Origin of the sequence: Thermosynechococcus sp. M3746_W2019_013, from assembly GCF_015296045.1 — a bacterium.
Lineage (GTDB): Bacteria > Cyanobacteriota > Cyanobacteriia > Thermosynechococcales > Thermosynechococcaceae > Thermosynechococcus.
In genome coordinates this window covers 1-20,292 of sequence record NZ_DVDW01000042.1, presented here as the reverse complement: position 1 = coordinate 20,292, position 20,292 = coordinate 1, and the positions used below count along the sequence as shown (strand labels likewise).

Annotated in this window: 17 protein-coding genes, 1 tRNA gene and 1 pseudogene; 14 read left to right on the top strand and 5 right to left on the bottom strand. The window is 49.9% G+C overall.

Annotation, left to right across the window (positions count from 1 at the left end; translation table 11 throughout):
- Window positions 1-34 precede the first annotated feature (34 nt).
- The 6 genes and pseudogenes from IGQ16_RS07820 (at window position 35) to IGQ16_RS07790 (ending at window position 7,143) form a co-directional block, all read left to right on the top strand.
- The gene (locus IGQ16_RS07820) at window positions 35-1,093 is read left to right on the top strand and encodes an EpsG family protein (protein ID WP_297060937.1); all 1,059 of its coding nucleotides are present in this window, start codon (window positions 35-37) and stop codon (window positions 1,091-1,093) included.
- Between the two features lie 19 nt (window positions 1,094-1,112).
- Window positions 1,113-2,282, top strand: coding sequence for a glycosyltransferase family 4 protein (locus tag IGQ16_RS07815; RefSeq protein WP_297060934.1), 1,170 nt, complete (start codon window positions 1,113-1,115; stop codon window positions 2,280-2,282).
- A gap of 1 nt (window position 2,283) precedes the next feature.
- A pseudogene (locus IGQ16_RS11750) lies at window positions 2,284-3,568 on the top strand (nucleotide sugar dehydrogenase).
- An 18-nt stretch (window positions 3,569-3,586) separates the two neighbouring features.
- Window positions 3,587-4,603 carry an NAD-dependent epimerase gene (locus tag IGQ16_RS07800; RefSeq protein WP_297060929.1) on the top strand — a complete coding sequence of 339 codons (1,017 nt, stop codon included), beginning with the start codon at window positions 3,587-3,589 and terminating at the stop codon, window positions 4,601-4,603.
- Window positions 4,604-4,622: 19 nt separating this feature from the next.
- On the top strand, window positions 4,623-6,977 hold the full coding sequence (locus IGQ16_RS07795; RefSeq protein ID WP_297060927.1) for a polysaccharide biosynthesis tyrosine autokinase: 2,355 nt from the start codon (window positions 4,623-4,625) through the stop codon (window positions 6,975-6,977).
- A gap of 79 nt (window positions 6,978-7,056) precedes the next feature.
- A tRNA-Ser gene (locus IGQ16_RS07790) sits at window positions 7,057-7,143 on the top strand.
- Between the two features lie 93 nt (window positions 7,144-7,236).
- Here IGQ16_RS07790 and IGQ16_RS07785 read toward each other — a convergent pair.
- The 3 genes from IGQ16_RS07785 to IGQ16_RS07775 all read right to left on the bottom strand — a co-directional run bounded on the left by IGQ16_RS07785 (window position 7,237) and on the right by IGQ16_RS07775 (window position 9,012).
- Window positions 7,237-7,674, bottom strand: a complete 438-nt coding sequence (locus tag IGQ16_RS07785; RefSeq protein ID WP_024124504.1) for a peroxiredoxin — start codon at window positions 7,672-7,674, stop codon at window positions 7,237-7,239.
- A 72-nt stretch (window positions 7,675-7,746) separates the two neighbouring features.
- Window positions 7,747-8,772 carry an ABC transporter permease gene (locus IGQ16_RS07780; RefSeq protein ID WP_297039390.1) on the bottom strand — a complete coding sequence of 342 codons (1,026 nt, stop codon included), beginning with the start codon at window positions 8,770-8,772 and terminating at the stop codon, window positions 7,747-7,749.
- A gap of 12 nt (window positions 8,773-8,784) precedes the next feature.
- Window positions 8,785-9,012 carry a hypothetical protein gene (locus IGQ16_RS07775; protein ID WP_011057038.1) on the bottom strand — a complete coding sequence of 76 codons (228 nt, stop codon included), beginning with the start codon at window positions 9,010-9,012 and terminating at the stop codon, window positions 8,785-8,787.
- Between the two features lie 122 nt (window positions 9,013-9,134).
- On the opposite strand from IGQ16_RS07775, the gene IGQ16_RS07770 reads away from it, so the two are divergent.
- A complete protein-coding gene (locus tag IGQ16_RS07770; RefSeq protein ID WP_024124501.1) occupies window positions 9,135-9,980 on the top strand; it encodes a tetratricopeptide repeat protein in 846 nt (281 codons plus the stop codon).
- A gap of 2 nt (window positions 9,981-9,982) precedes the next feature.
- Here the strand turns inward: IGQ16_RS07770 and IGQ16_RS07765 are convergent, their stop codons facing one another.
- The gene (locus tag IGQ16_RS07765; protein WP_297039383.1) at window positions 9,983-10,522 is read right to left on the bottom strand and encodes a peroxiredoxin; all 540 of its coding nucleotides are present in this window, start codon (window positions 10,520-10,522) and stop codon (window positions 9,983-9,985) included.
- A gap of 123 nt (window positions 10,523-10,645) precedes the next feature.
- Here IGQ16_RS07765 and IGQ16_RS07760 point away from each other — a divergent pair, with 123 nt between their 5' ends.
- From IGQ16_RS07760 to IGQ16_RS07730, 7 genes are read left to right on the top strand one after another with little or no spacing between them, the layout of a single operon-like run.
- Window positions 10,646-13,489, top strand: coding sequence for a UPF0182 family protein (locus tag IGQ16_RS07760; protein WP_297060924.1), 2,844 nt, complete (start codon window positions 10,646-10,648; stop codon window positions 13,487-13,489).
- 24 nt (window positions 13,490-13,513) lie between these two features.
- Window positions 13,514-14,713, top strand: a complete 1,200-nt coding sequence (hemW, locus tag IGQ16_RS07755) for a radical SAM family heme chaperone HemW (RefSeq protein ID WP_297039380.1) — start codon at window positions 13,514-13,516, stop codon at window positions 14,711-14,713.
- Window positions 14,714-14,750: 37 nt separating this feature from the next.
- Window positions 14,751-16,679, top strand: coding sequence for a molecular chaperone HtpG (gene htpG, locus IGQ16_RS07750; RefSeq protein ID WP_297060922.1), 1,929 nt, complete (start codon window positions 14,751-14,753; stop codon window positions 16,677-16,679).
- A gap of 25 nt (window positions 16,680-16,704) precedes the next feature.
- On the top strand, window positions 16,705-18,165 hold the full coding sequence (locus tag IGQ16_RS07745) for a site-2 protease family protein (protein WP_297060920.1): 1,461 nt from the start codon (window positions 16,705-16,707) through the stop codon (window positions 18,163-18,165).
- Window positions 18,166-18,927: a nickel pincer cofactor biosynthesis protein LarB gene (larB, locus tag IGQ16_RS07740; protein ID WP_024124495.1), complete on the top strand. Its 762-nt coding sequence runs from the start codon at window positions 18,166-18,168 to the stop codon at window positions 18,925-18,927.
- 42 nt (window positions 18,928-18,969) lie between these two features.
- The gene (gene rpsT / locus IGQ16_RS07735; RefSeq protein WP_024124494.1) at window positions 18,970-19,266 is read left to right on the top strand and encodes a 30S ribosomal protein S20; all 297 of its coding nucleotides are present in this window, start codon (window positions 18,970-18,972) and stop codon (window positions 19,264-19,266) included.
- 5 nt (window positions 19,267-19,271) lie between these two features.
- On the top strand, window positions 19,272-20,081 hold the full coding sequence (locus IGQ16_RS07730) for a TatD family hydrolase (RefSeq protein WP_297039367.1): 810 nt from the start codon (window positions 19,272-19,274) through the stop codon (window positions 20,079-20,081).
- On the opposite strand, the gene IGQ16_RS07725 is transcribed toward IGQ16_RS07730, so the two are convergent.
- A partial coding sequence (locus tag IGQ16_RS07725) for a hypothetical protein (protein ID WP_297060918.1) occupies window positions 20,078-20,292 on the bottom strand: 215 nt, incomplete at its 5' end. The two genes, IGQ16_RS07730 and IGQ16_RS07725, sit on opposite strands and share 4 nt — an antisense overlap.

Here is a 20,292-nt window from a genome sequence, read left to right as displayed (position 1 = left end):
AATATAGATAGCTACAGTAAGATACGGCTCTCTCATGCTGCCCTACCTCATTGTTTTTGCCCTAACAGCTATACCAGTGATTCTCCAAGTACCGAGATGGTATGGTTTTTTTCTGTTTTTTTTGTATGTTTTATTCATTGGCCTAAGATTTGAAGTTGGTGCTGATTGGGGGTCGTACTTACGCATATTCGATGAAGCACAATCTCAGTCCTGGTTTGGCATAGAAGCAATTTTGAAGGACTTTGGTTATCATTCAATAAACAAACTAGCAGGAACTCTGAACCAAGACATCTACTTTGTTAACTCAGTGGTTGCCTTGATATTTACATCTGGTCTATTTTACTTCTGTCGCCAAATTAAAAACCCTTACGCGGGTTTACTAGTTGCATTTCCATACCTGACCACTGTCGTTGCAATGGGATATACACGCCAATCCGGCGCCATTGGCTTTGAAATGATTGCCTTAGTTGATTTAGTTGAAGGTAAATTGACTGCATTTTTTCTGAACCTATTTCTAGCTACTTTACTGCATAAGACTGCTATATTTATTCTCTTAATCCCTCTGACCGCACAAATCATTACTGCCATTGAAAACAGAAAAGTATTGAATATTATCAATCTATCTTTTTTATTTATTGTATTTACTGTCGCTTCGAACTTTATTTTAAGCTTAAACCAGGCATTTTCAACTTCTTATATTGAAGCACAACTGCAATCCTCCGGTACTCTTATCAGATTATTAATGAATTTCTTACCAGGATTCATATTTTTACTGGAGCGCTATACTGCTAGAAATCTTTTTAGGCTATCAAGTAGAGTTTATTTATCAATGTCTTGGTTAGCTATTTTATCCCCACTGCTGCTCTTAACTGGCTCCAGTACCGCAGCTGATCGTCTCAGCCTTTATTTTATTCCTATTCAGATCTATGTTCTTGGTCAGTTCCCCTATCTATTTATAGACAAGAGCTGGAAACTATTTATCAAGTGGCTAATACTTATTATTGCTTATAGCTTTGCGGTATTATGGGTTTGGCTCAATTTTGCAGATCATGCTTTTGCTTGGCTGCCCTATCGTATGTATCCGTTCGTATAACACCATTATGGGGTATTCTATGTCTGAATCAAAACTTAATAATTCTACTAATAGAGAAAGCTATAGACTTGCCATCATTGGTAATAAAGCTTCTATGCTAGTTAACTTTCGTAAGGATTTAATTATTGACTTAATTACATCTGGTTATAGTGTTCACTGTATGGTTCCTGCATCCTCAGAGAAGGAAAAAAGAGCAATCCTAGAATTAGGGGCATCTTTTGATGAGTTCTACCTTGAGCGGAATAGTGCTAATCCATTTCATGATATTCACACTTTAGTATCTTTAATGAGTCTCATTAAAAAAATTAATCCATCCTGTATTCTTGCATTTACTGCTAAGCCAATTGTTTGGGGATTAACTGCTGCCAAGCTCCTAGGAATTGAAAAAAGATTTGCACTGTTTACAGGCTTAGGATATTTCTTTTGTATGAATGATAAATCAATGAGAGATAAATGTATAGGAAATATACTAGCTTTACTTTATAAAATCACTCTGCCATCAGCAACAAAAGTAATTTTCCAAAACTCAGATGACTGTGCTGAAATTAAGAAGCTATGCCAACTGCCAGGCGATAAAGTAGCTTTGATTAAAGGTACTGGTGTTAACTTCAATGAGTGGCAGTTTTCTCCTGCTCCTACATCTCCTTTAGTCTTTACTCTAGCTGCACGTCTCCTCCGAGAGAAAGGTATTTTGGAGTTTGTGCAAGCAGCATCCCGACTAAAAGCAAACTATCCAAAAGTTGAATTTTGGCTATTGGGAGATTTTGATACCAATCCTGGATCTCTAGTTAAAGAAGATCTTCAGAAGTTCATTGATGCTGGGATTATTCAATGGTTTGGCTTTGTGGATTGTAAAAGCTATTTCGGCAAAACCAGTATTTTTGTCCTCCCTTCTTATTACCGAGAGGGTATTCCTCGAAGTATTCAGGAGGCCATGGCTATTGGTCGACCAATTATCACCACAGATGTGCCGGGTTGTCGTGAAACCGTTATTCACAGCTATAGTGGTTTTTTGGTTCCGCCGCGTGATGTCAGTGCCTTAACAAAAGCTATGGAAGTATTTATTCAGCAACCAGAGTTGATTCCCTTAATGGGGTACCGTAGTTATCAAAAAGCTGTTGAAGATTTTGACATCAAAAAAATTAATGCCCAGTACCTTCAATTATTTGCAGAGGAGCTAGGAGAGTAGAATGATTCAGATGGAACATAACAAACTTTCAATTGCTGTGATTGGTCTTGGATATGTGGGTCTTCCTTTAGCAGTAGAGTTCGGCAAAAAATATCCTACTTTAGGATATGATCTCAATTTGCTGCGAGTATCACAACTTATCAAAGGACATGATCACACAGGTGAAGTTAGTTCTGAAGAGCTAAAAAGTGCCTCATATTTAACTTACACAGCCAATATTCAAGACTTGAAAAAATGTTCTTTTTTTGTGGTCGCAGTTCCAACTCCTGTGGATGATCACAAAGTGCCTGACTTAGGGTTTCTTAAAACCGCTTCTCAACATCTCGGTAGTGTTCTCCCTCGCAACAGTATTGTTGTGTATGAATCCACCGTCTATCCAGGTGTCACTGAAGAAATTTGTGTACCCATTCTTGAGCAAGCTTCTGGCCTTATTTTTAATCAAGATTTCTTTGTAGGTTATAGTCCAGAACGAATCAATCCAGGAGATAAAGAACATCGTTTGACAACGATTGTTAAAATTACCTCTGGATCAACTCCTGAAGTGGCAGAGATTGTAGATTGTGTCTATGCTTCAATATATACCCGCAGGAACCTATAAATGCAGCTCAATTAGGGTAGCAGAAGCTGCTAAGGTCATCGAAAATATTCAGCGAGATGTGAATATTGCTTTAGTGAATGAGCTTTCTATTCTCTTTAATCGCCTAGGGATCGACACCCAAGAGGTACTAACAGCCGCAGGAACAAAGTGGAATTTTCTACCTTTCCGTCCGGGATTGGTAGGCGGTCACTGCATTGGTGTAGATCCTTACTATTTAACCTATCAGGCATCTGCCTACGGTTATCACCCTGAATTGATTTTAGCCGGCCGACGAATTAACGACTATATGGGCATTTATGTAGCTCAACAGTTTATTAAGCTTTTAATCCAAAAAGGAATTCATCCACAACAAGCAAGGGTGCTCGTCATGGGTCTAACGTTTAAGGAAAATTGCCCTGACCTTCGCAATACACGTGTTGTGGATGTGATTTCCGAGTTGCGAGATTATGGTATTCAAGTAGATGTTTATGATCCATGGGCTGATCCTGAATTGGCTAAAAAGGAGTATGGCATTTCACTGATTGAGGAGTTGTACCCAGAGTACTGGGATGGTGCAGTGATTGCAGTTGCTCATCGTCAATTTTGTGAATTGGGTGCTGCTGGAATTCGCCGTTGCTTAAAAACCCCAAGTGCTCTGTATGATGTCAAGTGGGTGTTGTCCAAGGAAGATGCAGATGGGCGCCTTTAAGTTTTCAAGGAGGTAGTGATGGATGTTTTGGTAACCGGTGTGGCCGGATTTATTGGCCATGGGGTGGCTCTAGCACTCCTACGGCGGGGCGATCGCGTAATTGGATTGGATAATTTGAATAACTACTATGACGTCAACCTTAAGAAATCTCGCTTAGAGCACCTGAATGCTTCTAGCCAGCCAGGTCAGTTTATTTTCCGAAAAATTGATTTAGTTGACCGCCAAGGGGTAAACCAGCTCTTTGCAGATTTTTCTCCCCAAAGGGTGATCCACTTAGCAGCCCAGGCAGGCGTGCGTTATTCCTTAGAAAATCCTTTTGCCTACATTGATAGTAATATCGTTGGTTTTCTCCACATTTTAGAAGCTTGCCGCCATCACCAAGTAGAGCATTTGGTCTATGCCAGTAGTTCCAGTGTTTATGGCGCGAATAGAAAGTTACCTTTTTCTGTTCACGATAACGTTGATCATCCACTGAGCCTGTATGCAGCAACCAAGAAGGCCAACGAACTCATGGCACACACTTACAGCCACCTCTATAATATTCCGACAACGGGACTGCGCTTTTTTACCGTCTATGGCCCTTGGGGTCGCCCTGACATGGCACTGTTTAAGTTCACTAGGGCCATCCTGAATAATGAACCCCTACCCGTCTTTAACTATGGGAAACATCGCCGTGACTTTACCTACATTGATGACATTGTCGAAGGTATTCTGCGCGTCTTGGATCGGCCAGCAGTCCCCAACCCTGCTTGGTGTGGCGAAACACCAGATCCCGCCACCAGTTTAGCACCCTGGCGAGTGTACAACATTGGCGCCCATCGTCCCATTGAGCTTCTCCGCTACATTGAGCTTTTGGAGCAGTACCTTGGCAAAAAGGCTCTCATAACTTTTTTACCCTTGCAGCCGGGAGATGTGCCTGATACCTATGCCGATGTAACCGCCCTCAAAGAAGATACAGGTTATGAACCCGTTACCCCTGTTGAGATTGGTGTACAACAGTTTGTGGAGTGGTATCGTGACTACTATCGTCTTTAAGATTTCTTGAGAGTCCACCATGTCCAGTGAAAATAACCATCTGTCCTTTTCCCCTGAAGCTTCACAACTGAGTTTGTGGCAGCCGCGACCCATTGACAAAGTCACCATTGACGAACTATTGCGAGGTTTGAAGCGGCGTTCAGCGGTTGCTGCATTAGTTGGTGCATTTGTTGCAATTGGCTACTTGGGGTACTATTACCTCTTTGTAAGGAACTATCAATACTCCATTTTGCTGCAAGTTGAACCCATCAAACCCTTAGGTACTCGACCAGCGGCAGGGTTAGATTTAATCCGTAATCTTGCACCTCTGCCTCTACCTCTAGAATCAGAATCAACGGAGGGGGATGTAGAAACACTAGTTCAGATACTCAGTAGTGATACCATCCTCCAACCCATTTATGAAAAGTTTCTTCAAGATAATCCCGATTTAGATCGAGAGAAATATTCCTATAAAAGGTTTCTTAAGTCCATAAAAATTAGTAAGAATCAAGAAGAACGAAAATTGCTTAGCAAAGGTAGCTCAAAAATAGTAAATATTACTTTTATTGCCAAAGATAAAACAAAGGTAGAATCTGCCTTAAAAATCATTGCTGAGGAATTAAAAAAGTTTAATGAGACACAAAAACAAGAGCAAATATCAGATAATCTTCGCTACGTTAACCAAGAAATTCAAAAGGCCCTTAGTCAAATTGATGATCTTGACAGTCAACTCAATGAGTTCCGGTATCAAAATCGAGTTTTACGTCCTGATTCTATACCTTCTGCGACTTCTAAAACTCCAGTCTCTGAGATCAGTGATCTTCAGCTCTATGCTAACCTTCTAACTGAGTTGGAATCTAAAAAAAACGAAAATAGAGTAAAACTGGAATCTACACAGGAAGCATTTAACTCCCTAAAGGCGCAGTTAAAGCTCTCTCCTGATGAGGCATTAGCTGCTTCTAACTTAGCTGCTTCGAAAAATTATGAAAAATTACTGGAGGGACTCACCGAAACGGAAATACAGTTGGTGGAACAGCGGAGCAAGTTAACGGACAGATCGCCCACAGTCCAAGCCCTAGAAGAACAAAAGCGGCAACTACTGGCTCAGGCTAAGCGCCAAGGTCGACAAATAACGATTCGATACCGGAACCAAGTTCCTCGCCCTGAAGCCTTAATTGGTTACGAAAGTGCAGTCTCTGACTCCCTGATTGAGAAATACCTAGAGGCAAAAGTTGAGCTTGAAGCTCTCAAAAGAGCAGATACGGAATTGAGTAATCAAATTCAAGCAACTGAAGCAGAAATATCCCGACTGATAAGGCTTGCAAACCCTTACCGCAAAATTGAGCAACGTTTTGCAGCCACACTAGAATCCCTAACACTGCTATTGCAGACACGGCAAAACCTGCAACTCCAAATTGCCCAGCGCGACTTTACATGGAAGCTTCTTTCCGATATTGGGGATCTGAAGCGGTATGAGTTGACCATGCGTTTGTCAACAGCATTGTTGATCGCTTTGGCGCTTGGGGGAGTCTCTGGGGTGCTGGTTGCCTTGATCGTGGATTGGTTGGATGATCGCTGTCTAGAGGTGGAGCGGATTCGCCAACAGACCCCCTTACCTATTTTGGGTCAGATTCCTGTGACCAAGACCTTTGATCAACTGGCTTTTAGTCGTTTAGAGACACCGTTGACGTTGTGGGGGTTGCAGCACCGTTTGCCGGGGGTAAGTCCTGCTTTTAAGGAAAGTTTTTACTTCCTGTTGACGCAGTTAGAAGCGTTGGGGTTACCCCACTCCTTAGCAATTATGGGCATCAGTGGTCAAGAAAGACAAACCACCATTGCCCTTTATCTTGCTTTGGCGGCAGCAGCGACGGGAAAGCGGGTCTTGCTGGTGGATGCCAATTTGCACCAGCCAAGCCTCCATCAAGCTCTTGGCATTCCCAACGTCACTGGTTTAGGGGAACTGTTGCAGGGAACAATGCCTCTGCCCCACTGGTCTAGTCTTTTGGCCAATTCTACTGAAGGACTCTGGGTATTGACGGCAGGTCAGGCGCAGCAGGAACCCATGGCAGTGTTTAGTTCTTATCGCTGGTTTGATTTCCTAGACAGCACTAAAGAAACTTTTGACTTCGTGATTGTTGATGTCCCTGCGATCCTCGCTGCTGCGGATACATATCGAGTGCTGACAGCACTAGAGCGGGCTCTGTTGGTGGTGCGCCTAAGGCAAACACGACAGGAGGCCTTGGCCGAAGTGCTGAAAGCCTGCGATCTGGGTTTACGGCAAAAGATTCTGGGGATTGTGGTGAATGATGTAGCCAAGGCCAACCAAGCGTTTGGCAACTTCCAAACTCAGACTACTGACTTAGAGATGAGTTCGATCTCTGGGATCTCTGCCTGAAGAACAGCTAATCCTTCACCTGTTGCCGTCTACTCCTTGGCCCTTGGCATTCGAACTAAGGCTAAAATAAAGAATGCTGGGAGAGATGGCAGAGTGGTCGAATGCGCTCGACTTGAAATCGAGTGTGGCAGTGATGCCACCGAGGGTTCGAATCCCTCTCTCTCCGTTCAATTAATTAACAAAAAGGCAGCCAGAGCTGCTCTAGCCGCCTCACTATTACTTTATTAATGTTTATTAATGATGCCTTTATTGGAGTGGCCTACAAGCCAAGATCCGCCAAAATGTCGGTGGCGTGGGTCTCGGTTTTCACGCTGGTATAGACATGGGAAATGATGCCATTGCCGTCAATCACATAGGTAACTCGCTTGGCGTAGCCGCCCCCATCCACGTCGTAGGCTTTGATAATTGACCTATCAACATCCGCCAGCAGGGGGAAGGGAAGGTTAAATTTCTCAGTGAACTTTTGGTGTGAGGTTTCGTCATCTGCACTCACGCCCAAAACGACGATATTTTTGTCCTGATAGGCGGCATAGTTGTCGCGAAAGCTACAGGCCTCCTTAGTGCAGCCGGGGGTATCATCCTTGGGGTAAAAGTACAGCACCACGGTTTTACCTGCAAAGTCACTGAGGGAGACCGTGTTGCCATGGGTGTCTTTGGCAGTAAAGGGGGGGGCGGGTGTACCAACGGCTAGAGCCATGGTGTATAACCTCCTAGCTTTAAGATTTGTTACGTTGTTTCGCTCTTTATTGTATCGGTAGGTGCCAAAAAGTTAGTAGTGGATGCGGGGGTCAATCCAAGCATTGACCACGTCAATGAGAATGCTGGCAGCGACCACAATCACGGCAAAGAAAACCACAATTCCTTGCACCGTCGGATAATCCCGCAGAGTAATGGCTTCGTAGAGTCGCTGCCCCAGTCCCGGCCAAGAAAAGGTTACCTCTGTTAACACTGCTCCTCCCAAGAGGCTGGCAAGGGTGAAGCCCAAAACCGTGATCACGGGAATTAGGGCGTTCTTGAGGGCATGGTGAATGAGGATTCGATGTTCAGGAATACCACGGGCCCGGGCGGCTTCTACATAATCTGCCACTAACGTTTGCTTGAGATTCACCCGCACAATGCGCTCAAAGATGCCACTGAGGACGATCGCCAGCGTGACCGCAGGTAGAAGCAAGTAGGTCAACGCAGTTCCCAGTTGCTGAAGATTGCCATTCAGGAGCGCATCAAGCATGTACAGCCCAGTGGGGCCTTGGGGGGGTGTTGCGGTGATGGGGTAGCGGCTGCCCAAGGGAAGCCAACGCAGCTTCACCGCAAAGAGCAGTTGCAGGAGCATCCCGAACCAAAAGAGGGGCAAGGCATAGGTAATGATGCCAAAGAGACGGCCAGCCATATCCCAAGCAGTTCCGGATTTAACCGCAGCGAGACTGCCAATGAGCACTCCTAAGCCAAAGGCGATCGCCAGACTGACGAGGCTCAATTCTGCTGTGGCCGGAAAATGCTTGGCAATGATACTAGTGACTGCTTCCCCTTGACTGGTGAGGGAGGTTCCCAGATCAAATTGCAGAAGTTGCCCTAAATAATTCAAGTATTGCTGCCATAGGGGTTGCGCCAAGCCCAATTGTTGCCGCAAGGCCTCCTTTACAGCGGCCGGAGCACGGGGGCCTAAAATCGCATCCACGGGATCTCCTGGCGTGGCTCGCAGCAGCAAAAAGACGACGGTGACAATTGTCCACAGCATGAGTGGCGCAAGTAAAAGCCGCAGGAGCAAGTACCCCTGCAATGCACGCAGACGAGACATCAACAGCTGGAGTTATTCTTGGGGTGGGTTTGCTGCTCGCTGGCGATCGCGCTCAATTGAGGCCAAGAGGCGTTTTGGGTAGCTATCTGCTGCAATTTGCAAAATCTGATCGAGGGGGGTCTCATGCATAAACTTGCTGGCAGCAGCAATGTACTCGCGGTTAGGACAGCGATCGCCCAAGACACAGCCATTGACACAGGCCTCTGCACAATTGATGGTTTCTGGCGTTAGTTCACTCATGGCAGCTCTCCGAGGAATTTTTCAAATTTTAGCAAGGGGAAGCCAAATGAAAATTGGCAGTGATGACCATGCCCCCTAGGCTAGAATCATACTGGCAAGGGAAACGTTGGTTAGGAGGCAAAATGCGCAAGAAATGGATCACCCTGTTCGTGTTGCTATTGGGGATGATTCCCTTCATTGCCATTTCTGTGATGCCTCTGCTCACTAGTGCCTTTACGCCACCCCAAGCTACCCCAAGCCCGATGGCTAGTCCTGCCGCTGGGGACAAAGTTGCAGAGCTGCAAGCCCAAGAAAAGGGCTATCAATTGGTGCTGGAGCGGGAACCTAACAATGCCACAGCATTAGAAGGCTTAGTGCTGGCGCGGTTGCAACTGATTCAACTGGGCAAAGGAGAGATTGCCAGCGTCATTGACCCCCTGCGGCGGTTGGCGGCTCAGCGACCCGAACAAACAGACTATGCCATTCTCCTAGGGCAAGCGCAACAACAAACGGGCGATCGCGAGGGGGCTGCCCAAACGTTTCAAGGGGTTTTGGCTAAATCGCCGGGGAACCTCAATGCCCTGCGGGCACTGGTGGATCTCTACCTCAAGGAAAATCGTCCTCAAGCTGCCATTGGTCTGATTGAAGAGACCCTCCAAGGAGCAGAGCAAGCCAATAAAGTCCAACCGGGGAGCGTGGATGTCACGGCTGTACAACTCCTGCTTGGCGATGTCTATATGACTCAAAAACGCTATGATGAGGCGCTAACCCTTTTCCAAAATCTTGGCAAAGAAAATCCCAACGATTTTCGCCCAGTGCTTGCCCAAGCGATGGCACTGACGGAACAGGGGAAAAAGACCGAGGCGGCTTCCCTCTATGCTAAAGCGGTGGAATTAGCTCCTGCCAAGTATAAAGATGCCATTCAGCGGGCGGCCCAGCAGGTGCCAAAGGAATCTCCAGCGACCCCTGAACCCTCACCGCAGCAATAGAGTTATACTTGCTGCTGCAGTTCCTCGAGGCGAGCCAGTACCTCCTGACTGTGAATAGCGGGGTTCACTTTCACATAGCGCTCCCGCAGGATGCCCTCAGGATCAATGATGAAACTGTGGCGCAGCGAGACAAACCCCAACCACGAACCATAGGCTTTGCTGACTTGGCCATCGGGGTCAGATAGGAGGGGAAAGGTCAAGCCTTCACTGTCACAGAAATCTGCGTGGGAGTCCACGGAGTCGGCACTGACGCCAATGACTTCGGCATTGTGGACATGAAATTGCTCAATATCTCGCTGAAAGCGTTGGGCCTCAAGAGTACAGCCAGCGGTAAAGTCCTTGGGGTAAAAGTACAGCACCACCCACTTACCGCGATAATCCTTGAGGGAAATGAGCTGACCGTTGACACTGCTGGGAAGAGAAAAGTCGGGTGCGGGGGCATTCAGGGGCGGCAATTCACCCCCGAGGGCCCAACTGGGGGCTGCTGGGCTAAGAAACAGGATCAAACTCAAAAGGGCAACAAGTCCTGAGCGCAAGAACATAGTGAAATCGCTTAGTGAAATCGCTAAACTGGCCTTAGGAACGTATCTAGCTGCACTGTACCCTACTTTTAACGATTTTTCGAGTTTTCGAGGTTGATGCCGTCGCTCGCCGTTGTACAGCTCATGCCCCGTTGGTTGCGCTGGCTCTGTGCATTGGTGCTGGCGATCGCCCTTGGGGTGGGGCTGTGCCGCCTGATTGCCGAGAGCCTTTGGTTTCATCAACTGGGCTATTTGGCGGTGGTTTGGCAGCGCTGGAGTGTTCAAGCCCTACTGTTTCTGGCGGTTGCGGGGGTATCGCAGCTTTTCTATGGCTGGCAGCAACGCTGGCTGCTGCGGCAACGTACGGTGACCCTTGATCCAGTTCTGAGGGCACAGAGTACCTATCGGGGGCTGGGGCTATGGCGGCTTTTGTTGTGTGCTGGCGGTTTAACTTGGCTGCTCATTGTTGCAACTTACCACATTGGGGCGATCGCGCTGCAACTGTGGCAACAGCGCTCAGAAATGACATTTAACAGCCCTTTGCTGCCGCAATTGAGTGTTTGGCGGGTGGCGGAGCTATCGCTGCAAATGGTGCAGAATCCTTGGCTACTAGGGCTGAGTTTGGTGGCCTTGATACTGGGGCTGTGGTTGCCTGTAGGTCTCTTTCAGGGATTGGGCATTCTCTTGAGCCTCGCGATGGGGGCGATCGCCAGCCTCAGTTGGCCAGTTGTCCTCAAGGGACTGTTTGCCGCCAGTGATCCCCATACTGAGCCGCTCTTTCACCATTCCATTAGCTTTTACCTGTTTCAAATCCCCCTGTGGGAACTGTTGCGCCTATGGTTGGTGAACCTCAGTGTTGTCGGCTTAGGGGGAACGGCCTTGGGCTATCTCCTTGCCAATGAAAGTCTCAGTCATGGCAAATTCCTCGGCTTCGTGCGATCGCAACGGCGGCATTTACAGGGCTTAAGTGCCTTTGTCTTTGCCACAGTGGCCCTTAGCTTCTGGCTAGAGCGCTATAAACTTCTCTATTCGACCAAGGGGGCAGCCTTTGGCGCAGGCTATACCGATGTCACCGTACGCTTACCCCTTTATGGTTGGCTCTCGGCCTCAGCCTTTGCCGTTGCCTGTTTGTTGGCTTGGTCAGCGATTCGACGGGGCGGAGAAGGGCAGCGGCGGTTGGGCCCCATTGCCCCTGGCCTCTTTGGCTTTACCTTGGGCTATCTGGTGGTCATCCTGATTGTAGATTGGCTCCTACCCACAGCCATTGAAGCAGCCATTGTTCAACCCAACCAACTGCAACGGGAACTCCCCTACATTCAACGCACCCTTACCCACACCTGCGAAGGTTTTAACCTTGAAAAAATGCGGGTGGAACCTTTCCAGCCGGAAAATAACCTGAATGCCGAAATCATTGCTGCCAATGCGGCCACCACCCGCAATATTCGCCTTTGGGATACCCGCCCCCTTCTCGAAACCAACCGCCAACTGCAACAACTGCGCTCCTACTATCGGTTTCCAGCGGCTTTTCTGGATCGCTACTATCTGAAACTGGCTCCCGATCAAGACCAATCAGAAATTCGCCAAGTCCTCATTGCTGCTCGTGAAGTGGACTACAGTGCGGTTCAGCAGTTTGCCCGCAGTTGGATTAATGAGCACCTCGTGTTTACCCACGGCTATGGCTTCACGATCAGTCCGGTAAATACGGCGGAAGCCAATGGTCTGCCCAAGTACTTTGTTCGCGATATTGGCGATACGGGTGAGCTACTGGTCAATCCCCCACAGATTCGGGAGAGTATTCCCTTTTTCTACCCACGGATCTATTACGGTGAACTCACCAATACCTATATCTTTGTCCCCTCTGAGGTCCCGGAACTGGACTTTCCGCGGGGGGCTGAAAATGTTTATAACCACTATGACGGCACGGGGGGTGTGCCCATTGCCAGTTGGTGGCGACGCTTGGTCTACAGTGTCTATTTTCGAGATTGGCAACTCCTGTTGACCCCCAACTTGCGGCCAGACTCACGGGTTCTCTTTCGGCGATTGATTCAGGATCGCGTGCGGGCGATCGCCCCCTTCCTGCGCTTTGACAGTGAGCCCTACCTTGTTGTGGCTGATCCACGCTCTGAACAGGAGATTGCTACTAGCTCGAGCACGGCGGGGGTCAGCTATCTCTACTGGATGATTGATGCCTATACCGTCAGTCGCTACTATCCCTACAGCGATCCGGGGGAGCACTCGTTTAACTACATTCGCAACTCTGTGAAAGTGGTGGTGGACGCCTATAACGGCGATGTCACCTTTTATGTGGTGGAACCTGAGGATGTCATGATTCGCACGTGGCAGCGGATCTTCCCAACCCTTTTTCATCCTTTGAGTACGATGCCCCACCAGCTCTATCGCCACATTCGCTATCCCATTGATCTGCTGCAAGTGCAGTCCGAGCAGCTCCTGAAATACCACATGACCGATCCCGTGGTGTTTTACAACCGCGAAGACCTCTGGCAGATTCCCAAGGAGATCTACCGCGAAAAACCCCAAGCGGTTGCCCCCTACTATCTCATTACCAAGCTGCCCATTGGCTACACGGAGGAGTTTATTCTCCTGGTCCCCTTTACGCCCGTGAATCGTCCCAACCTCATTGGTTGGCTAGCGGCTCGTTCCGATGGCCAGAACTATGGCAAGCTTCTGCTCTACGTCTTTCCCAAGCAAGAACTGGTCTTTGGTCCTGAACAAATGGAGGCGCGGATCAATCAGGACCCCGTCATTTCGCAGCAAATTTCCCTCTGGAATCGCCAAGGGTCAAGATCGGTGCAGGGCAATCTCCTCATTATCCCCATCCAGCGATCGCTCCTGTATGTTGAACCCCTTTACCTCGAAGCCGATCAAAATCGACTGCCCACCTTGGCACGGGTCATCGTGATGGATAATCAGCGGATTGTGATGGCACCCACCCTAGAGGAGGCCCTGAAACGACTCTTTCCGCAATAGGGGCAAAAACCAGTGAAGACGCCTATGACTACAGCTGCATACCTCCATTTGCCCTTTTGTCGGCGCCGCTGCTTCTACTGTGACTTTCCAATTACGGTGGTGGGAGATTCTCCGACGCTGGCGGACTCACTGATTCAAGAGTATGTGGCGGCGCTGTGTCAAGAAATTGCCCACACCCCCACTGAGGGGCTACCGCTGCAAACTATCTTTTTTGGTGGTGGAACGCCTTCTCTAGTCCCGCCTCAATACTTTGGCCAACTGCTGGAAGCCCTCGATCGCCAGATGGGCATTGCCCTAGGAGCGGAAATTTCCATGGAAATGGATCCGGGGACATTTCACTTAGAACAATTGCAGGGCTATCTCAGGGCAGGGGTCAATCGTGTCAGCTTGGGCGTACAGGCCTTTGACAGTGAGCTATTGCGGCTGTGTGGCCGCAGTCACGATGGGGCCGATGTTGAGCGTGCAGTTGAGATGATTCATAGGGCGGGGGTAGCAAACTGGAGCATGGATCTAATTTCGGGCCTGCCGCAACAATCCTTAGCAGACTGGCAATCCTCCCTAGCGCAAGCGATCGCCTTCAAGCCAACGCATCTGTCTATCTATGACCTCATCATTGAGCCAAAAACCGTCTTCAGCAAACGCTATCAACCCGAAGCAGCCCCCCTACCCAGCCACGATCAGACTGCCGCCGCCTATCACCTTGCTCACGAGATGTTAACAGCAGCGGGCTACGATCACTACGAAATTTCTAACTATGCCCAACCGGGGTTTGCCTGTCGTCACAATCAAGTCTATTGGCGCAATCAATCCTACTATGGCTTTGGCATGGGCGCCACCAGTTATCTCCAACATCGCCGTCTCAGCCGCCCGCGTACCCGCCGTGAATACTATCAATGGCTACAAAGCTTACCAGAGAGTCTCAATCAAGGGAGTCCAGATTCCCTGTGGGATCGCTGGTTGGAAACCCTGATGTTGGGCTTGCGCCTCAGCGATGGCCTGTCTTTGAGGGCTTTGGCGGCTGAATTTCCTGCGTCCTGGGTTGAGGCCCTACAGGCAGCAGCGGTAAAAATGTCTCCAGAGTTGCTTTCTTTGGCGGGCGATCGCCTGCACTTAACACAGCCAGAGGGATTTCTAGTGGCTAATCACGTCATTGTCAGTCTTTGGGAAGCATTGGAGGGATCGGTTTTCCGCCAACAGGAAGGGCAACCCCTACCGATACACTAGAGGTTGTCTGACCAAGAATACACTCACGGGAAGGATCATGTTGGAACAGGGAACCATTTCAATCCACACTGAGAACATTTTTCCAATCATTAAAAAGTGGCTCTACTCCGATCATGAGATTTTCCTGCGGGAACTGGTCTCTAACGCCGTCGATGCCATTCAAAAACTGCGGATGGTGGCACGCTCTGGGGAATATAGCGGCGATGTGGATCACCCCGAAGTGACGATCACGATTGATAAAGAAAACAAAAAGTTAGCGATCGCCGACAATGGCATCGGCATGACCGCTGAGGAAGTCAAAAAATACATTACCCAAGTGGCCTTTTCCAGTGCCGAGGAATTCGTGCAAAAGTACAAAGGGGAAGGGGAAAACGCCATCATCGGCCACTTTGGATTGGGGTTTTACTCCGCCTTTATGGTGGCTGAGCGTGTGGAAATTGATACCCTTTCCTACCGTGAAGGCGCCGTTCCTGTCCATTGGACCTGTGATGGTTCCACGGAATTTACCCTTTCCGATGGCCAGCGCACCACTGTGGGCACCACAGTCACCCTGACGCTTCAAGACAGTGAATTGGAGTATCTAGAGCCAGCCCGTATTCGTGAGTTGGTTCGCAAGTACTGTGACTTTTTACCCGTTCCCATTAAACTTGAAGGGGAGCAAATCAATAAACAAATTGCGCCGTGGAAGAGTGCCCCCAATAGCCTCAGCAAAGAGGACTATCTGGAGTTCTATCGCTATCTCTATCCCTTCCAAGAAGACCCCCTGCTATGGGTTCACCTCAATACCGACTACCCCTTTGTGGTGAATGGGATTCTCTACTTCCCCAAGCTGCGCCCCGATATTGATGTCACCAAGGGGCAAATTAAGCTCTACTGCAATCAGGTCTTTGTCAGCGATAGCTGCGAAGAGATCATTCCCCGCTTTTTGCTGCCTCTGCGGGGGGTGATTGACAGTAGCGATATTCCCCTAAATGTGTCCCGCAGTTTCCTGCAAAACGATCGCACTGTTCGTAAAATTGCTGACTACATTGCCAAGAAGGTGGGCGATCGCCTGAAGGAGCTATATCGCGAAGACCCCGCTGCCTACGTGCGCCTATGGCAAGACCTTGGCACCTTCGTTAAATTTGGCTCCATCAACGATGAGAAGTTCAAAAAGCAGGTGGAAGACATTCTCATCTACCGCACCACTGCCGAATTGACCTCCAAAGACAGCGACGACGTTTGGGCAGCTGAGGGGGGCATTCAAGTGGATGGCAAAACCTATACCACCCTCAAACAATACCTAGAGCGCAACAAGGAGCGCCAAGGCAATCGCGTCTATTACTGCACCGATGAGGTGAACCAAGCCACCTATGTGCAACTGCTCAAGAGCCAAGGGATTGAAGTTCTCTTTATGGACAGTTTTATTGATACTCACTTTGTACCGTGGCTGGAGCAGAACTACAGCAATGTCAAGTTTCTGCGGGTGGATGCGGAGCTGGATGAAACCCTGATTGATAAGAGCAAAGAGAGCGAACTCATTGACCCCACCACCAACAAAACCCGCAGTGAGCAGATTAAAGCCCTCTTTGAATCCGTGCTGAAAAAGCCAAAGCTGACAATCCGCACCGAGGCCCTCAAGGCCGATGCCCCGCCGGCGATGATCCTACTCCCTGAAGCCAGTCGGCGGATGCAGGAGATGATGGCAATGATGCAGCAGCAAGCTAATGCGCAGTTGCCGGAGGAGCATATCTTAGTTGTCAACACCGCCCATCCCTTGGTGCAAAATCTCCTCAGCCTTAACCAAGGAACGATTATTCAAACCAGCGGCACCTCAGAAACGGGTACATTGGTCGAAAAGCTGTGTCAGTATATCTACGATTTGGCCTTGATGTCCCAGCGGGCCTTTGATGCCAATGGTATGCAGCAATTTACGGAGCGGGCCAGTCAAGTGCTAACCCAACTGACAGCGATGGCCACGCGCTAACCTTTACAGATACGGGAGGTAATCCATGATAGTTACGGTAGGCTTATTGGCGGGAGCGATCGCCCTATTGGCCTGGGGACTCTACCGCAACCTGCCCTATGGCAAGATGGGGATAGTGGCATGGCTGCAAACCCTTGTCCTGATGCTTCCTTGGCTGGTGGTTTTCGGCAGCCTCAGCTTTGGGATTGTGATTAACTTTGCCGCCGTCCTCTTTGGGCTGGTGTTTTCGATTGTGGCCTATATTGCCCTGGGGCGGTGGTTGCGATCGCTGGCAGTCACCGCAGAACTCCCCTTGGCTGCTTCTGGGCGTTCTGAACTGGAGCAAGCCACCACAGAACAGACAACCGCCGCGCCGCCTACCGAGAAACCTAGCCTTCCCCCTGAGGATTTGCAAGCCATTCAAAGCATCTTTAGTGTTGATACCTACTTTGCCACCGATTACATTCCCTACAAGGGAGGCGTGATCTGTCCAGGGAATCTGCGGGGTGAGGCTAAAGCGGTGCATCAGCAACTCACCGAACGACTACAGGCCGCCTTGCCCGATCGCTATCGCCTCTTTATGGTGCCCAATAGTGAGGGCAAGCCCATGGTGGTCATCTTGCCGATGACCACTGAGCCGATCCGCTCCGGCAAGCTCCAAAAGCTAGCGGCGGTGCTGTTGGCGGTGGCCACCCTGGGCACCTGTCTCGAGACCAGTGCCATTTTGCAGGGCTTTAGCCTACTGGGGAATCCTACTGCCGGCCTCTTTCAGCGATCGCTCCCCTTTGCCCTCGGCCTCTTTGGCATTGCGGCTGTGCGGGAGGTGGGCCACTGGTTAATGGCCAAACGCTATCGGGCACGCTTGGGGCCGCCGATCTTTTTGCCGGCGTGGCAGTTGGGGACTTTTGGTGCGATGACCCGCCTTGAATCCTTCCTGGCCAATCGCAGTCAACTGTTTGATATGGGGGCCGCGGGGGCGATCGCCGCCGGTAGTGTTTCGCTGCTGCTGTTGAGCATTGGCTTTGTCCTCTCGCCCACAGGTCAGGGTTTAGAGGTGCCGACCCTCTTTTTCCAAGGATCGATTTTAGTGGGGACGATCGCCAAGCTCTTTTTGGGGCAGCAATTGCACAGCGAAGTGGTGATGGTGCATCCCTTGGTGATTCTGGGCTGGCTGGGGCTGATCATGACTGCTTTGAACTTGATGCCTGCAGGGCAACTGGATGGCGGGCGGATTATTCAAGCTATTTACGGTACGAAAACCGCCAAACGACTGACGATTATTACCCTTGTGGTCTTGGGCTTGGTGGCAATTGTCAACCCCTTGGCCCTGTATTGGGCGTTGGTGATCCTGCTATTGCAGCGGGATGTGGATCAGCCCAGTCTCGATGAAATAACAGAACCGGACGATACCCGTGCCGGTTTGGGGCTGCTGTTGTTGTTCTTGATGGCAGCTACCCTCATTCCAATGGCACCGGGGCTGGCTGGTCGGCTGGGGATTGGAGGCTAAATGCCCGATTCACTGCGGCAAATTTTGACGGCAGTTGCCCAAGGAGAACTGACTGTAGAGACGGCCTATCGCCAATTGCAACACCTTGCCTACGAACCCGTTGGCGATTTCGCGCGCCTTGATCACCAGCGGCAGCAGCGCACGGGCTTTCCAGAGGTCATTTGGGGGCCTGGGAAAACCCCCCAGCAAATTGCTGAAATTCTGGAGCGGATGCGTCCCCACTATCCCTGTGTGATGGCCACGCGTATTTCCCCAGAGGTTTTTGAGGCGGTGCGATCGCGCCTTGGGGGACTGCACTATTTTGAAAAGGCACAGATTTGCAGTACAGCCCCCATTTTGCCGCCGCAGTTTCCGCTTCAGGTGGGTTTGGTCTGTGCCGGTACAGCGGATCTGCCCGTGGCCGAGGAGGCGGCAGTGACGTTGCAGCTCTCAGGGTTTAGCGTTGAGCGGTTTTGGGATGTGGGGGTGGCGGGACTTCATCGCCTCTTGAGTGTGCGCGATCGCCTTGAGCAGATGGCGGTGCTAATTGTTGTTGCCGGTATGGAGGGGGCACTGCCCAGTGTGGTGGCGGGGCTAGTCTCAGTGCCCGTGATTGCGGTGCCCACCAGTATTGGCTATGGCGCGAACTTTGCTGGTTTGGCGGCGCTGCTCACAATGCTCAATTCCTGTGCCCCCGGCATTGGTGTTGTCAATATTGACAATGGCTTTGGGGCCGCCATGCTAGCGGCCAAGATCTTGCGATCGCTCAGTCAACGGTTATAATGGTTATTTGTTCTTAACGTGTGATTGATCATCAGGTGAGCTGTGGCTAACATTAAATCTGCCGCTAAACGTGCCCAAATTGCTGAGCGCAACCGTCTGCGCAACAAGGCCTATCGCTCGGCAGTGCGTACCTTGATTAAAAATTACTTGAATGCCATTAGTCAGTACAGCGCCGACCCCACCCCAGAAAAACTGGCGGAAGTCCACCAACGCCTGAACTTAGCCTTTAGCAAAATTGACAAAGCCGTTAAGCGCGGCGTTCTCCATCGCAATACCGGTGCCCGTCGCAAGGCGCGCTTGACACGGATTCTCAACAAAACACTGCAACCTGCCGCCTAATCCCCATGTTGGTGGATACCCACGTCCATCTGAATTTTCCAGAGTACGCGGCCGATCTGGAAGCAGTAGCTGAGCGCTGGCGATCGGCGGGGGTGGTGCGTTTGGTGCATGCTTGTGTCGAACCGCAGGAATTTCCAGCCATTCAGCGCCTGAGTGCCCAGTTTCCAGAAGTGTTTATGGCCGTGGGTCTCCATCCCTTGGATACCCAGCAGTGGCAGCCAGAACTCAAGGAGAAAATTGCCAGCCTTGCCAGCAATGAACCCAAGGTGGTGGCCATTGGCGAAACCGGCCTAGACTTTTACAAAGCCACGAACCGCGAGCAACAGGAGGCCGCCTTTTGGGCACAGTTGGAGGTCGCCCAGGCATTGGATTTACCCGTGATCATCCACTGTCGCGAAGCAGCGGCGGCGGCCCGGGATCTGCTGCAGCAATTTGTGCGCGATCGCGGTCCGGTTCGAGGGGTCATGCACTGTTGGGGCGGAACTCCCGAAGAAACTGAATGGTTTCTCAATCTGGGTCTTTTTATTAGCTTTAGCGGCACGGTCACCTTTAAGAACGCTAAACAAATTCACGCCTCAGCGCAGATAGTTCCCAGCGATCGCCTGCTCATTGAAACCGATTGTCCTTTTTTGGCCCCTGTGCCCAAGCGGGGTGAAAAGCGGAACGAACCCAGCTATGTGCGCTTTGTGGCCGAAGCCGTAGCCCGCCTGCGACAATGTGACCTTGCGGAACTAGAACGGCAGACAACTCTCAACGCCTGTCATCTCTTTCGGCTACCACTGCCCACAGAGGCCTCTATTGCCACCTTTTCCTAGGCTAAAGATTGATTTAGCCAGTCATCGGAGCGGCGCAAAACGGTATCGTACAGCCCAATATCTTCCCCTTCGTGACGGTTAATACCCGTATAAACCAGGCTTGGATCTTCATAGCGCTTGAACTTGTACACCGCATCGTTCATCAGCGCGCTGTTAAAGACGCCGAGGCTGACGAGGAGTTCAAAATCTTTCACCGTCAGCCCCGTGACGT